Genomic DNA, 13,850 nt, shown 5'->3' with positions numbered 1-13,850 from the left:
AGTTGGTCCCCCACGTGGACCGGGCGGGCGCTGCCAGTGCCACGCTGTTCAACCATGACCGACATGACCAAATACGGTCCGTGGGCGGTGATCGCCGGCGGTTCGGAGGGGGTAGGCGCCGAGTTCGCCCGGCAGCTGGCTGGCGGCGGGCTGAATCTGGTGCTGATCGCGCGCGCATCCGGGCCGCTGGCCGATACGGCGCGACGCTGCCGGGAGACCGGCGTGCACGTGCGCACGATTGCCGTGGATCTCGTTGATCCCGAGGCGGTTGCGCTGATCTGCTCCGAGACGGCCGACCTCGAGGTCGGCTTGTTGATCTACAACGCGGGCGCCAACACCTGCCGGGAACAGTTCCTCGATGCCGAGCTAACCGAACTGGGTCGGGTGATCGACCTCAACGTGACGCGGATGCTCGAACTCGTGCAGCACTTCGGGCGGCCGATGCGGGCGCGCCGCCGCGGCGGCATCGTGCTGGTCGGTTCGACGGCGGCCACCTACGGAGCGATGCGGCAGTCGGCATACGCCGGTGCCAAGGCGTTCAGCCGGCTGTTCGCCGAAAGCCTCTGGCTAGAGCTGCGCGAAGCCGGGGTGGATGTGCTTGAACTCGTGCTGGGGGTGACCCGCACGCCGGCGATGCAGCGGGCCGGGCTGAACTTCGATGCGCCGGGAATCTTGGTTTCCGATCCGGCCGACGTAGCCCGTGAGGGTCTGGACAACCTGGCCAACGGTCCGGTTGTCATCGCCGGTGACAACGCCGCACACGTGCACCGCGGCAGCGGAGCGGACCGGGCGGCGATCGTCCTGCGCGCGCACCGGGCCATGCAGGCGCTCATCGGTTCGCCCCCGCCACCTCCCAAAGGAGATCGCGCATGACCGATGCCGCCGATCTGGTGGCCCGGTTTGCGCGGATCAACTGCTTCCTCCGGTGACGAAGCAGCGGCTATTGCCGGTGTCGAGGAACACTTCGTCGACGGCGGACTGGTCGACGGTCGGAAACTCGAAACGATGCACTTGTTGGCCGGCTTCGATGATAGCGTCTTGGGACTCGTTGCTGCCGTCCTTCTTGCGCACCACCGCGGTCACCTTGCCGGACTTCGACATGTCTTGCGGCTCATGGAAATACCACACTTCGATACCCGATCCGGACGAAGTGGGCTGCCAACCGTCGGAATAGAAGCAGGCCGGGTTTCCCTCGGCGTCCGGTGGTGGGGGCGGGCATATCGACAGTCCGACGCACGGTGCGGTGGTGGTTGGGCTCGCGCCGGTGCGCGTCGTCATCGGGGTGGCCGGGTTGACGGCCGATGTCGACGAACTCGGAGCAGATGCTGCCGGTGGTGCGGGCCGCCCGGATGCGCATCCGGCGATGACCGCCCAACCGGCCAGGATGATGACCGGCAACCGGAATGCCTTTGACATGACTGCCCTCTCCGCGCCGCGACTCGTCGGACCACTCTTCGGGAGATTATGTCGCCTGCAAACTCCGGCCGGCGGCCAAAACAGCCAATTGGCGACGACAGAATCTGGGCGTCATCTGGGCATCGGCGAATTAGCGGGCCGACGACGTCGTCCGGTGCGTGCCAGGTCACGCGCTAGAGCGCGCGCTGCGTTGCTCGATGGCGTGTGCGCTGCGGCGCAGTCTTTCGCCGAGCTTGCGAATGCCGGCGCCGTCGAGGTTGGCAAATACCGTGGCCATCACGGTCATGGTGGCCGAACCGTCGGGCCCGCGGATCGGCGCCGAGATCGTGGCGACACTGTGGGTGGCGCCGCTGGTCAGCTCCTCATCCAAGACGTCGATGATGGCCAGGTCGGCATAGGCGCGGGCCAATTGGGTGGTGATCTCATCGACCTCGCCGTCGGCGCTGAGCGCGCGCAACGCCGTGTAGACCCGAACGTACTGCCGGGTGAGCCGTTCGACGACGAAGCCGCGCCGTTGAATCTGGTTGAGTACTAATGTCATTCGCTGCAGAAACCGGGGGTTTGGCGCCCCGAATGCCCGCAGCCAGTCTTGCTGGGCATCCGGGCTCCACCAGGCGACATAGTCTCGTCCGATCGGAGCCACGAACGGTGTGCGCATACCCCGCGAGATCCGCGGTCCGCGCGGGCACTCGCCGACGGTGTCGATGACAACCAGCGTGGCGTCTTCCCGGCGGGCCAGCATCACTTGGGTGCCGGTGGCGGCGGCCAGCTCTTGCAGATCGCCTCGGTGCAACTGCGCGGTGGTCGGCGTGTCCAATCCGGCGATGGCCGGCCCCCAGCTGTAGCGAAACGTTTCGGGATCCCTGATCACCCACTCCCGCGCGGCCAGCGTGGTCAGGATGGCGTGACCGGTGGCGCGGCTGATGCCGAGGCTGCGGCAGATTTCGGCCAGCGAGAACTGCTTGGCCGAATTGTGGCCGAGCAGTTCCAGCACCGCGATGACCCGCTCGGTGGGCGGGGACGAGCCTTGACTGGAAACTGAGGCTGGGTCTACGGTGTCCGTCACAATATCGAACGGTATGTCGATAGTTCGACAGACGCTAGGGTCGGTGGTGAGGGCATGAAATGCGGCAAATGGGGACGCGCCGGTGTCGCCCGGGAGCAGACGACGGGGTCGACGAGACGGGCCGGGCGATGCGGATGACCGCACTGGCCAGTCCCACCACCGACCGCTTTTTGCCCGGCGCCGGCGAAGAGCGCCGAGTCAGCTCCTCGACGTGGCGGGCGTTCGCGGTGTGGACCGCGATCTTCTGGGGCGCAACCGCGATCTTTGCGGCGCTGTTCTACCTGGGCGTGCTGGACTTCACGACCAGCACCAAAACGTCTCTTTACGGCATCAGCATCTGGCTCAACGGTTGGTTCATCCCGCTGCTGCTCCCCGGGGCGCGCAAGCGGCCGCGGATGGCGCTGTTTCACGAGTGCCTGGTGTTGTGGATGGTTTCCTACGCGATAACCAACCTGCTCTGGGAGATCCCCTGGGTGATCTTTTCGCCGTTTGTTTTCCACGACCTGCACACCCTGGGCGATATCGTCGCCTACACCCCGTGGCTGCGCGAGAACGTCCTGCACATGTACTGGTGGGACCTGGCCTCATTTGGTTCGGTTGACCTTCGTACGGTCAATCACAATCCGACGTTCTTCACCCTGGAGATCTATGCCTTCGTCAACATCGCCGGCGTGCTGGCGTTTTGGCGGCTCAACAAGAGACGCTCGCCGATGCGGTACCTGATCCCAGTCCTTGGAGCTGGAGAACCGGTGGTGGCTACCTTCATCTTCTCGTTCAGCGAAGTGTTCGGGGGCTTCAAGAACATGGCCGGCGGCGTGGCCGATACCCTGCTTGCGCTGGCGTGGACCCAATATCAGTACTTCGTTTTCCCGCTCGTCTTCGGGTGGCTGGGATGCAAACTCCTGTACGAGGATTGGCGCCGGTTGAGCGGGTCGACGGGGCCCGCGCGGGTATCCCTGAACCGGACTGGCCAGCCGGCCGGGGACGGGTGAGAGATCGTTGAGCTGGGTGCCGCCGGCGCCGCGGTCGAAGCGGTATCAGGCCGCACTGACCCGATAGATCTCGATCTGTTCGGGGAGGCCCTTGAGTTGCTGGGGGCCAAGGCTTTCGAAGGTCAGGCCGGAGCCGGCGGTCAGATCGCGCACGGTGCGGCTGGCGAACACTTCGCCGGCATCGGCCAGCGCGCCGATGCGGGCGCCCATGTGTACCGCCATGCCGCTCCACTCCTGGCCCCGTCGCTCACACTCGCCCGTATGTATTCCGGCGCGGATCGCGATGTTGAGGGCAGCAAGGGCCGGGACCAGCTGCAGGGCGCAGCGAGCCGCCTTCGTTGGTGCATCAAACAGCGCGAAAACACCGTCGCCAGTGTGCTTGGCGCGGGTGCCGCCGTAGCGCAGCAGTAGGTTGTCAACCACGCTGTCATGGCCGTTGAGCTGGTGACGCCATGCCGTATCGCCCATGGTGCTGAGCTTCTCGGTGGAACTCACGATGTCGGTGAACAGCACGGTCTTCAGCACGCGTTCGCCGGCCGGCGCACCCGACTCCCCGGTGAAGAAGTCGAGCACCTCCCGGGCCAGATCGTCGATGATGTCGAACGGAGTGTGGGGACCGGGCGGCAGGAGGCGAAACTGAGCGTTGGGAATTGCCGCCGCCAGTGCCGCCGAGGATTCCAGGGGTACGAGTTGATCACCGGGGCGCGCCAGGACCAATGTGGGAACGCGGATCGAACCCAGCACGGCACGGACGTCGGTCGCCATGAAGGCCTGCCACCACAGTTTCGCCATCGAAGGGCTTGACACCGACCGTTGCAGCCTGCCGAATAGCTCTCGCATTCCGGGCACCTCGGCCGCTTGACCGTAGAACAGTTCCGCCAATGCCCCTCGGCCCCAGTCATCTTCGATCGCGCAGAGCTGCGACTGCACCTCAGTGGGGGTGAATCCCCAGGGAAAGTCCGGCAGATCTTGGGAAAACCGTGCGGCGGTACCGAAGAGGCTCAGCAAGCCCACCCGGTCCGGGTAGGTTGCGGCGAACAAGATGCTCACGGCGCCGCCCTCGCTGGTACCCCAGAGTGCGGCTGGGTCGAGTCCCACCGAATCGACGATGGCACGCAGATCTTCTAGGCGCTCGTCCAGCGAGAGCAGATGCGTCGCCGGGTCCGAGAGGCCGGTCCCACGTCTATCCCACACCACCAGCCTGACCTGTTGGGAGGCGCGCTCGATGCCGGGCGCGTAGGGACTGCCTGGTTCGTCGATCGTGTCGACGTTGCTGACCATCCACCCCGGCACCCAGATCACCGTCGGCCCGGACTGCCCGAACACCCGGTACGCCAGGTGCACGTCGCCATTGCGGGCGTACCGGACGCGATTGTCACTCATCCAACGATGGTGACACCACAACGGTCACCCGCGCGCGGGACTCTGGTACTTCTACGCGCCGGTTTTTGGCCGTCGCCGCGATTAGGCAAAACCGGGGCGAGATCCGGTGCGGGACGCAGCTGACACACTGAGGTGTGGCTGAAATCGACTTCACTGCGATCGCGCCGATCTTGACCGTCCGGAGTCTAGATGCGGCGCTGGCCCGGTATCGCACGCTGGGCTTCGCCGCTCGAGCCTACGAAGGTCCCGACCGGTACGGATTCGTCGACCGAGGGCAGGTGTCGATCCATCTCACCGAGTGGGCCGACCATGACCCGCTGAGCACCTCTGCCAGTGTCTACCTCTATGTCGGTGATGCCGACTCGGTCTACACGCAGTGGCAAGCGGTGGAAAACCTCGGCGGCCACTTTCATGCCCCGCACGACACGCCCTACGGATTGCGGGAGTTCGCCTACGTCGATCCTGATGGCACCTTGCATCGGGTTGGCTCACCGCTGAGCCACTGACAGGTATCGCAGCGCCACGCGCCCGAAGTCCTAAGCTAAGACCACCAATCATCCCCGTTCAGAGGGCACTTTCCGCATCCCTGCACCCGAATGACACCAGGGCATCCGGTGGATCGAGGATGTCTGCACAGTGGTATGGCATAGCTTGTTCTGGGGCCTACTCGACGCCAGTTCCCAACAGAAGATTGATGAAATCATGGAATCCGCTGCTAGACGCGGAAGAAACCTCGCCAGAGTAGCTCTCGAACCCCGCCGCCCATCCCTGCCGCCGCAGCTCCAGGTCACATTGTATTCCTGACGCTAAGCCTGAATCCATCGATGAATTGAGTCCGCACCGGGGGCGAAATGAGGGAAGCGCCCTCTGAGCTGGGATGATTGATGTTGTCAAGACATTGATCAAGCCAATTCGGAAAGGCACTTCCCCTCTCTGTCAACCTGGGTTGAGGCACCTGCTCCCTGATCATCTGTGACCCGAGGGTGGGGATGGAGAGATTCGTCGAAATGGCTAGCATGGTGACGACGTTGGCCTGTGCGGCCGGGATGAAAGATCTTGGTTGGGTGGCGGACGATGCAACGCAACGTCGCGATCCCGAGGTGGCTCAGCGCGCCCGGCGACGGACATTCACTGCGAAGTACAAGCTGAGGTCTTTGGCTGCCTACGACTCAGCGCCTGACGGCGAGAAAGGCGCGGTGCTACGCCGCGAGGGGCTGTATTCCAGCCACATCACCGAATGGCGCAAAGGCCGCGATGCCGGTGCGCTGGCCGGGCTGGCGGCCTCACTCGGGCGCAAACGGCGCGATCCGGCCACCGAGCAAATCGCCGGCCTGCAAGCAGAAAAGCGGCGACTGGAGCAGGAGTTAGCCACGACCCGCGCCGTGGTGGATGTCCAGGCAAAACTGCACGTGCTCTTGGAGACTCTCTCCGGGAGCACGGATTGCGGGCCGAGGTCGACGCCATGACCGATCAAGCCGTCATGGAGGTGGCACCGCAGCTGGGCGTGCGGGCCGCCTGCCAAGCCGTTGGTGCCGCATAGGCCGGGCTACTACCGGCGACACCGGCAAAGCCCGGCACCGCCACGACCAGAGCTGATCCCGCACCGCCAACGGCGCCAGCCGCGGGGGCTGAGCGCCGCCGAGCAGCAGGCCATCTTCGACGTCCTACACAGCGACTGGTTCGCCGATCTGGCACCGGCTGAGGTGTGGGCGATCCTACTCGATGAAGGCGTCTACCTGGGCTCAGAATCGACGTTCTACCGGCTGTTGCGCCGAGCCGGCGAGGTGCGCGAGCGCCGCTGTCAAGCCACCCATCCAGCGAAGGTGAAACCCGAACTGGTCGCCGACGCCCCGAATGCGGGGTGGTCGTGGGATATCACGAAATTGCGTGGCCAGCGAAGTGGAGCTATTACTACCTATACGTGATCTTGGACATCTTCTCTCGCTACGTCGTTGGCTGGATGGTCGCCAGCCGACAAACCGGACCCCTGGCCGAGGTATTGATTCGCCAGACCTGTGCCAAGCAAGGCATCGACCGTGCCCAGTTGGCCATCCACGCTGACCGCGGCAGTTCGATGACCAGCAAGCCGGTGGCGTTGCTGCTCGCCGATCTCGGTGTGACCCAGTCACATTCGCGGCCACACGTGTGCAACGACAACCCGTTCAGCGAGGCCCAGTTCAAGACGCTGAAGTGTCGGCCCGACTTCCCAGGCCGGTTCGACTCAATCGAAGACGCCCGAAGACACTGCCAGGACTTCTTCGGTTGGTACAACGATGAACACCGCCAGCCGGGTTTGGGCCTGTATACCGCCGCCGATGTCCACTACGGCCTGGCCCAGACAGTCCGCGACAAGCGCGCCGGCGTACTCGCTAACGCCTCTGCCGCACACCCGGAACGGTTCGTCCGCAAACCGCCCGAACCACCACAGATCCCCGAAACCTCGTGGATCAACCGCCCCGACCAACCAAAGCAGGCCACTCAGTAAATACCGCGCAACGGTGCCTCATTCAGGTTGACAGGTTCCGCACTCGCACCGGAAGTGCCTTTCCGAATTGGCTTGATCAATGTCTTGACAACATCAATCATCCCAGCTCAGAGGGACTTCCCTCATTTCGGCCCCCGGTGCGGACTCAATTCATCGGTGGATTTGAGCTAAGGCCCGGGCCGGCCGGGTATTACGGCCCTAGCCCAGTACGGTCCGGGAATGATCGACTGTGCTGGCACGGCGATGTGCTTGCACCTGGGCTCTCGGCGTGCTGAACCCAGAACTGGCTGGTATCGATAGGATTTCCCGGTGGTTGGCGATACTGCGACGATGGCCCACCGGTGGATATCGCGGGTGCGCTGGCTGATCGAACCCACCCTGGTGGTGCTCACCGTGGGCTTGTTGGTCATCGGTGGCCTCGCCTGGCTCTTCGGTGCGCGGGTGGTGGCCGACGGCTGCTGGATCGCGGCAACCGTGGTGGCCGTCGTGCCGGCGCTGACCTGGGTCGTTTTGGCGTTGCGCCGGGGTCAAGTCGGCGTGGACATCATCGCGGTCCTATCGCTGGTCGGCACCCTGCTGGTCCACGAATACCTGGCCGGTGCCTTGATTGCGGTGATGCTGGCGGGTGGGCGTGCGCTGGACGCGGCCGCGCAACGCCGTGCCACCCGGGACCTGAGGTTGTTGCTGGAGCGTGCGCCGCGGTTTGCGCGGCGACGCACCGGATCCGACGTCAGCCAGATCCCGCTGGCGGAGGTGGTCGTCAACGACATCCTGGTCGTGGGCCCGGGTGAAGTGGTCCCGGTGGACGGCCGGACCGCCGATGTGGTGGCGGTACTGGACGAGTCGGCCCTGACCGGGGAGCCGCTGCAGGTCGAACGTGGCGTCGGCGAACCGGTCCGCAGTGGTGTGGTCAATGCGGGCGGCGCCTTTGAGATTCGGGCTAGCGCGACGGCGGACGAGAGCACCTACGCGGGCATCGTGCGGATGGCGCAGCAGGCCGGCGCCGAGAATGCGCCGATCGTGCGGTTGGCCGACCGTTATGCGGCCTGGTTTCTGCCGATGGCGCTGGTGCTGGCCGCGGCGTCATGGCTCGCCAGCGGCTCCGCGGTGCGAGCCGTTGCCGTGCTGGTGGTTGCCACGCCATGCCCGCTGCTGCTGGCAGCACCGGTCGCGATCGTCTCCGGCCTGTCCCGCGCCTCGCGCATGGGCGTGGTGATTCGCGGTGGCGGCGCATTGGAAAACCTCGGTCATGCAACGACATTGATGATGGACAAGACCGGCACGTTGACGATGGGGCGCCCGTCGGTGGTCGACGTGGTGAGCGCACCCGGTAGCGGCGGGACCGAGCTGCTGCGCCAGGCCGCCTCGGTTGACCAGCTTTCCCCGCACGTCCTCGCCGAAGCCATCGTCACCGAGGCTCTCGATCGCGGTTTGCAGCTGTCACTGCCGACAGACGTCGTCGAGGAGCCGGGCCGCGGTGTCAGTGCCACCATCGACGGGCGGCGCCTGACGGTCGGCAAGCTATCGGCCGACACGGCGACCGGCCCCTGGGCGCGAGCCGCGGTCAACCGCGCCCGCCTCGACGGTGCGGCAATCGCGTGGGTCTGTGTGGACGGCGACCCCCAGGGCGCGGTGTTGCTGCGGGATCCGTTGCGCCGGCAGGCGCCACGAACCATGCGCCGGTTGCGCCAGGCCGGCTTCACCCGGCTGATCCTGCTCACCGGCGACCGAGCCGAGCCGACTCGGGAGGTGGCCGCCATTTTGGGCCTCGACGAGGTCTATGCCGACCAGAGCCCGGCCGACAAATTCACCGCGGTACGCGCCGAAACCCAACGGGCAGTGACCGTGATGGTCGGCGACGGTGTCAACGATGCTCCCGCACTGGCGGCGGCCACGGTTGGGGTGGCGATGGGAGCACGTGGGGCCACCGCGTCTTCGGAGGCCGCCGACATAGTGTTGACCACCGACCGCCTCGACCGGTTGGCCGACGCGATGGATATCGCCCGGTGGTCGCGGCGCATTGCGGTACAAAGCGCCAGCGTTGGCATGGGCCTGTCACTGCTGGCCATGGCGATGGCCGCACTGGGCTGGTTGCCGCCCGCGGCGGGTGCGCTGCTGCAAGAAGGCATCGACGTCGCGGTGATCCTCAACGCGCTGCGGGCATTACGTGGAAATCCGGGCACCGAGTTGCTGTTGGCCACCGGCACCGAGCAGATGTTGCATCGTTTCGCGGCTGAACACGACCAACTCCGCGACTCCATCGGGCTGTTGCGCACCGCCGCCGATCGCCTGGCCGCCGGTCCCGACGCTGGGGCTCTTGACTCGATCGTCGCCGCGCAAGCCTTGCTGACCGAGCGGATTCTGCCTCATGAGCAGGCAGAGGAAACCCTGCTTTATCCTGCGCTCGCCGACCCGCTGGGAAGTGGCGAAGCCACCGCGACCATGAGCCGGACGCACGCCGAGATTCAACGGCTGTCCGATCGCATCACCACCCATCTGGCGCTGGCGCAGTCGGCCGGGGCGATACAGCACGACCAGGTCGACGATCTGCTGGCCTGCCTGTATGGCCTGCACGCGCTGTTACGCCTGCACTTCCTGCAGGAAGAAGAGAACTACTTCACCCTCGCGCAGGACGATTCTTAGCGCGATTGCGCTGTGCTGCCGTGCTGATGGCGCGTTGGCCGCTTCGACAATGGCACAAAGTCCCTCGCTGCAGGGACGCCATGCCCTCGTATGGCCGATGTGATTGCGCGATCGTTGAGGAGGACGACTTGCCGAAGGAGCAGCAATCATGAATGCGCATTTCCCGGATGCCGGCACGGTCCGAACTGTTCTCACCCTCGCCTCGCGCGCGCCCTCGGTGCACAACACCCAGCCGTGGCGTTGGCAGGTTGGGGCAACGACGCTGCATTTGTACGCCGACACGAGCCTGCAGCTGCCCAACACCGACCCGGAGGGGCGAGACCTCATCTCGAGTTGCGGCGCCGCCTTGAATCACTGCGTCATTGCGCTGGCGGCGGTCGGCTGGCATGCCAAGGTGGCTCGTCTGCCGAACCCGGCCGATCCGACTCACCTTGCCGCGCTCGAGGTGTCCCGCCACACCCCCGACCAGCTGAACATCACCCTGGCCGCAGCGATACCGAGGCGCCGAACCGATCGGCGCCACTACAGCTTCTGGCCGGTTCCGGTAAGCGATGTTGCCCTGATGGCGGCGCGGGCCGCCCGCTGCGGGGTATCGCTGCGGCAAGTCGACGCCACGGACAAGTTGAACGCGATTGTGGCGAAGTCGGTCTGGGACCACGCCGCTGATGACGAGTATCTGGCCGAACTCAACGCCTGGAGCGGGCGGCACGCCTCGGCCTCCGGTGTTCCGGCTCGCAACACGCCCGTCTCCGATCCCGCGGCGCCGCTGCCCAGCCGGCTATTCGCCGGCTCAACGTTGGCAATGCCGGCCGATGCCGCGCCCGCCGATGACAATGCGGTGATGCTGGCGTTGGGAACTCGAACCGACGACCGGCTCGCCCAGCTCCGCGCCGGCGAGGCCACCAGCGTCGTGCTACTCACCGCGACAGCGATGGGTCTGGCCAGTTGCCCGGTCACCGAACCGCTCGAGATTGCCGAAACACGCGCGTCCGTCCGGACCGATGTGTTCGGCAACAATGACTATCCGCAGATGCTGCTTCGGGTGGGATGGGCCCCGATCAACGCCGATCCACTGCCGTCGACCCCGCGACGTCCACTCGCCGAGATCGTCGAGTGGATGTCTGACCGCGAACAATGCGGCACCGAATAGCCCCCTGGTGCGGCGTACGCGGCCTCGGGCGAGCCGCACCGCGGGGACGGGGAAAGTTGTGATGGAGACGTTCAAACTGGACCCACGGGACTGGTGGATCGCTCGCATCGCCGGCCGCAACCCACTGCTTCGGCGCGCCGACCGCGTCGAAGCCTTGGTCGTGCTGATCGCGCTGGCGGCATCGCTAGTCGCAATACCGGTCGCCGCGGTGTTGGGTGCGGTCGTCTTCAACGCACGTGCTGATCAATACGCCGAGCAGGCACAGGTGCGCCACCCCGTCACAGCGGAAGTGACCGGCACGACGCGCAACCCGAACACCGAAGCTGTTGTGGTGCAAGTGCGATGGCCCGGGACGGCCGCGCAGCACTCCGGTTCGCTGCAACGCACCAGCCCGGTCAAGGCGGGCCAGCGCATTCAAGTATGGGTGGATCGAGACGACAATCTGGTGCGGCCGCCAACACCGACTTGGCACGCCGCCGTCGACGCGGTCGGCGTGACCATGGTGATCCTGCTGAGCATGTGTGTCGTGCTGGCAGCACTGGTGGCCGCGGTCCGTACCCAGCTCGACCGAGTGCGTGACGCACAGTGGGACCGTGAGCTCAGTTGTCTGCAAGACGATGGCGGCAGGACGAATCGATATTGATGACATGGCTGGCGGGCTTCACTTCGGCTGGCACAGGCCGAAATTCAGGCGTTGTGCCCTTTGGCGTCTGTCGTGAAATAGGCTGATGAGTGTGACGATGAACAGACCCGGGACAGATTCCGACGCCGCGTTATTGGACATGGCCGGGCTGCGTCGCCTCGTCGAGGTGCTGATGGAGCGGCAATATCGCGTGGTCGGTCCGACCTTGCGTGACAACGCGATTGTGCTTGCCGAACTCGAGTCCGCAGACGACCTTCCGCGCGGCTGGGGTGTTGACGTGGCTCCGGGGCACTATCGGCTGCGTCGTCGCGATGACGACGCGGCCTTCGGGCACTCGGCGGGACCGCAATCCTGGAAGCAGTTCCTGCATCCGCCGCGTCAGCGGATGTGGGCCGGCACTCGAGACGGGGATGGCCCAGCCGAATCCGAGCCGGAGGCCCCGCGTTACGCATTCCTTGGCGTGCGCGGTTGTGATCTGGCGGCGATCGCGACGTTGGGCGGGGTGTTGGGCCGTTCCGACTACCCCGACAGCGCGTTTGTCGGTCGCCGGCGCCAGATCTTTGTGGTGGCGGTGAACTGCACCGAGCCCGGGGGAGTGTGCTTCTGCGCGTCGATGGGCACCGGTCCCGGCGTTGGACCCGGCTACGACCTGGCACTCACCGAGCGTGTTGGTTCCGACGGAGTCGGTTACGTCGTTGACGTCGGCAGTCCACAGGGCGCCGACGTGCTCGCCGCGCTGCCGCATCAGTCAGCCAGCAGCGGCGACGTGGCGTCGGCGCGCGCCGATGTCGAGGCCGCCGCCGACCGGATGGGACGGCAGATGCCCGAGGTCGATCTGCGCGACCTGCTGCTGCGCTCCCGGGAGTCGCCGCAGTGGGAGGAGGTGGCCAGTCGCTGCCTGACCTGTGGCAACTGCACGATGGTCTGCCCCACCTGCTTTTGCACCAGCACCGAAGACGTCAGCGATCTCACCGGCGAACACGCCGAACGCTGGCGGCATTGGGCGTCATGTTTCGAGTTCGACTTCACCTACGTCCACGGCGGCGGCAGCGTGCGCCAATCCGGCGCGTCACGCTACCGACATTGGCTGACCCACAAGTTGGCTACCTGGCACGACCAGTTCGGCATGTCGGGCTGTGTGGGCTGTGGGCGATGCATCGCCTGGTGTCCCACCGGCATCGACATCACCGCTGAGATGAACAAGATGGCCGACGATGACTGACGCAGCGGCCGGAGTCGCAGCGCCGCCATCAGCGATGGCGCCAGTCCCGTATCGGGTGCGCAGTCGCGTTGTGGAGAGTCCGGATTCGGCGACGCTGTGCCTGGAGCCGGTCAGCGAGGCATTGCGGCGCCCGGAGCCGGGCGAATTCATGATGCTCTACGCGTTCGGGGTGGGCGAGGCGGCAATCTCGATCAGTGGCGATCCCAGCGTCACAGATGGGTCGATCACCCACACGATTCGTGCGGTCGGGGCGGTCAGCCGTGCCCTGCACGATGCCGCACCGGGCAGCATCGTGGGAGTGCGGGGTCCATTCGGCACGACCTGGGGGCTTGACGAGGCGGCCGGCCGTGATCTGGTCATGGTCGCCGGCGGTGTGGGGTTGTGCCCCTTGCGCCCAGCGGTCCTGGGCGCGCTGGCGCAGCGCTCTCGCTACCGCAGGCTGACGCTGATCGTGGGCGCCCGCTCCCGGGCGGATTTCGTGTTCGCGGCCCAGCTGGAAAAGTGGGCCCAGGACCCCGATATCGAACTGCACGTCACCGTCGACGTCCCGGTTCAGGGCTGGCGCGGTGAGGTCGGTCTGGTCACCGAGCCGCTGCGCCGACTTGCCCTGGACCCCGAACACACCACCGCATTCCTGTGCGGGCCCGAACCGATGTTGCGGTTCGGGGCCGAAGCTCTGCTGGCAAAAGGGGTAGCGGCCCAAGATATTCGGGTCTCATTGGAGCGCAACATGCAATGCGGTGTGGGGTGGTGCGGTCACTGCCAGCTGGGACCGCTGCTGCTGTGCCGGGACGGGCCCGTCGTCAGCTATGACATCGCCGGACCGCTGCTACGAGTGAAAGAGCTTTAG

At 65.9% G+C, this 13,850-nt stretch carries 12 protein-coding genes and 1 pseudogene; 10 read left to right on the top strand and 3 right to left on the bottom strand.

The window, feature by feature from the left end; translation table 11 throughout:
* Positions 1-54: 54 nt before the first annotated feature.
* Positions 55-873, top strand: a complete 819-nt coding sequence (locus CCUG20998_RS16980; protein WP_020730460.1) for an SDR family NAD(P)-dependent oxidoreductase — start codon at positions 55-57, stop codon at positions 871-873.
* 36 nt (positions 874-909) lie between these two features.
* Here the strand turns inward: CCUG20998_RS16980 and CCUG20998_RS16975 are convergent, their stop codons facing one another.
* A complete protein-coding gene (locus tag CCUG20998_RS16975) occupies positions 910-1,416 on the bottom strand; it encodes a hypothetical protein (protein WP_020730461.1) in 507 nt (168 codons plus the stop codon).
* Between the two features lie 166 nt (positions 1,417-1,582).
* Complete coding sequence (locus CCUG20998_RS16970) at positions 1,583-2,482, bottom strand: helix-turn-helix domain-containing protein (RefSeq protein WP_020730462.1); 900 nt, start codon at positions 2,480-2,482, stop codon at positions 1,583-1,585.
* Positions 2,483-2,550: 68 nt separating this feature from the next.
* Here CCUG20998_RS16970 and CCUG20998_RS16965 point away from each other — a divergent pair, with 68 nt between their 5' ends.
* On the top strand, positions 2,551-3,474 hold the full coding sequence (locus CCUG20998_RS16965) for a hypothetical protein (RefSeq protein WP_231389761.1): 924 nt from the start codon (positions 2,551-2,553) through the stop codon (positions 3,472-3,474).
* A 45-nt stretch (positions 3,475-3,519) separates the two neighbouring features.
* Here CCUG20998_RS16965 and CCUG20998_RS16960 read toward each other — a convergent pair whose 3' ends face one another.
* Positions 3,520-4,857 carry an adenylate/guanylate cyclase domain-containing protein gene (locus CCUG20998_RS16960; protein ID WP_020730464.1) on the bottom strand — a complete coding sequence of 446 codons (1,338 nt, stop codon included), beginning with the start codon at positions 4,855-4,857 and terminating at the stop codon, positions 3,520-3,522.
* A 143-nt stretch (positions 4,858-5,000) separates the two neighbouring features.
* Between CCUG20998_RS16960 and CCUG20998_RS16955 the strand changes: the two genes are divergently transcribed.
* From CCUG20998_RS16955 to CCUG20998_RS16915, 8 genes and pseudogenes are all read left to right on the top strand, one after another.
* The gene (locus CCUG20998_RS16955) at positions 5,001-5,363 is read left to right on the top strand and encodes a bleomycin resistance protein (protein ID WP_172607291.1); all 363 of its coding nucleotides are present in this window, start codon (positions 5,001-5,003) and stop codon (positions 5,361-5,363) included.
* Between the two features lie 103 nt (positions 5,364-5,466).
* A complete protein-coding gene (locus CCUG20998_RS29325; RefSeq protein WP_116269124.1) occupies positions 5,467-5,661 on the top strand; it encodes a DUF2332 family protein in 195 nt (64 codons plus the stop codon).
* Between the two features lie 242 nt (positions 5,662-5,903).
* Positions 5,904-7,342, top strand: a pseudogene (locus tag CCUG20998_RS16940) (IS3 family transposase).
* A 330-nt stretch (positions 7,343-7,672) separates the two neighbouring features.
* On the top strand, positions 7,673-9,985 hold the full coding sequence (locus tag CCUG20998_RS16935) for a heavy metal translocating P-type ATPase (protein ID WP_103653915.1): 2,313 nt from the start codon (positions 7,673-7,675) through the stop codon (positions 9,983-9,985).
* 148 nt (positions 9,986-10,133) lie between these two features.
* Positions 10,134-11,135 carry an Acg family FMN-binding oxidoreductase gene (locus CCUG20998_RS16930; protein WP_020730469.1) on the top strand — a complete coding sequence of 334 codons (1,002 nt, stop codon included), beginning with the start codon at positions 10,134-10,136 and terminating at the stop codon, positions 11,133-11,135.
* 61 nt (positions 11,136-11,196) lie between these two features.
* Positions 11,197-11,778 (top strand): Rv1733c family protein, encoded by a 582-nt coding sequence (locus tag CCUG20998_RS16925; protein WP_020730470.1) that lies wholly within the window; start codon positions 11,197-11,199, stop codon positions 11,776-11,778.
* Between the two features lie 85 nt (positions 11,779-11,863).
* Entirely contained in the window at positions 11,864-13,000 is a 1,137-nt protein-coding gene (locus tag CCUG20998_RS16920) for a 4Fe-4S dicluster domain-containing protein (RefSeq protein ID WP_020730471.1), read from the top strand.
* A complete protein-coding gene (locus tag CCUG20998_RS16915; RefSeq protein ID WP_036456319.1) occupies positions 12,993-13,850 on the top strand; it encodes an FAD/NAD(P)-binding protein in 858 nt (285 codons plus the stop codon). The genes CCUG20998_RS16920 and CCUG20998_RS16915 overlap by 8 nt, the downstream gene beginning before the upstream one ends.

This window comes from Mycobacterium marinum, from assembly GCF_003391395.1.
In the GTDB taxonomy this organism is placed as follows: domain Bacteria; phylum Actinomycetota; class Actinomycetes; order Mycobacteriales; family Mycobacteriaceae; genus Mycobacterium; species Mycobacterium marinum.
Note: the sequence above shows the minus strand (reverse complement) of the source record. Positions and strands in the feature narration are given on the sequence as shown.